Origin of the sequence: Limnospira sp. PMC 289.06 (assembly GCF_032350395.1) — a bacterium.
In the GTDB taxonomy this organism is placed as follows: Bacteria; Cyanobacteriota; Cyanobacteriia; order Cyanobacteriales; family Microcoleaceae; genus Limnospira; species Limnospira platensis.
On record NZ_JARPLC010000368.1, the window covers coordinates 1 to 926 of the forward strand.

Below are 926 nucleotides of genomic sequence, written 5' to 3' on the forward strand. Positions count from 1 at the left end.
TCTAAAGATGGAATGCCCGTATAAACGGAACGTTTAAACCCCTTTTAGGCTCTCGACAAGTACATCTTGTTGAGTAGTGAAAGTGTAATCGTATGCCTTTAAGGGGAAGGGATGTGACTGAAAGCCAAGGCCTAATTGTAATGGTTAGGATATGCCCACTAGTCACGGTGTAGATATAGTTACTGCAATCAACAGGAGTTTAACGGCGAAAGCGAGTTTAAACACTACGATGTTGTATTTAGCTCCAAAAGTTGAAGTACAAAAGCAGGGGTTGGTAACCCTGTTCCCGTTGCCAAGGGGTATCTACATCAGGAGCCGTGTGATGCGAAAGTATCAAGCACGGTTTTGAATGGGAGTGGGGGAAGGCGACTTCCCTCTCGACCCCTACCCCCAGCCCTGAATCATTTGCCATAATGTGGTAAAAGTCAGCAATGAGCGGTCGCCTATGACAAACTTCAGAATTACAGGCAGTTTGGTATTCACAACTGTCCAGACCCAGATGTTTTTTTTTGAACCCACAAAAGTCTGAAGCTCATCAATTTGAGCTATTTCAGGAATTTCATAGTTTTCCTCATCACATCTGGGTTTCTGCAACTCTAACCCAGTTAAGTATTGTGTTGTGAGAAATACCAGTGACTCTCTCAATGGCTCGAAATCCCATGCCATTGAGGGACATTTTCACACAAAGCTCTTTGACATCAGAACTGTAACCTCCAGGACAGGGATTTTCTCGAAATTGGCGACCACATTCACGGCACAGGTAACTCTGTTTTCCCTGACGATGACCATTTTTGACTACTTTATGGCTTTGGCAATAAGGACAATCCATCTTGATTTATTTGAGAATATCATTTTCTATTATGCAACACCGTGGTTGGAGTTTATCTTAATTCCAACATTGAAGCCAGGTCAGACTCTAGTATTGA

The 926-nt window shown here is 42.9% G+C and carries 1 pseudogene; it reads right to left on the reverse strand.

Features of this window, described 5'->3' with window-relative positions:
* Positions 1-390 precede the first annotated feature (390 nt).
* Positions 391-829 (reverse strand): annotated as a pseudogene (locus P5674_RS25240) (IS1 family transposase); the annotation flags it as partial.
* Positions 830-926 lie beyond the last annotated feature (97 nt).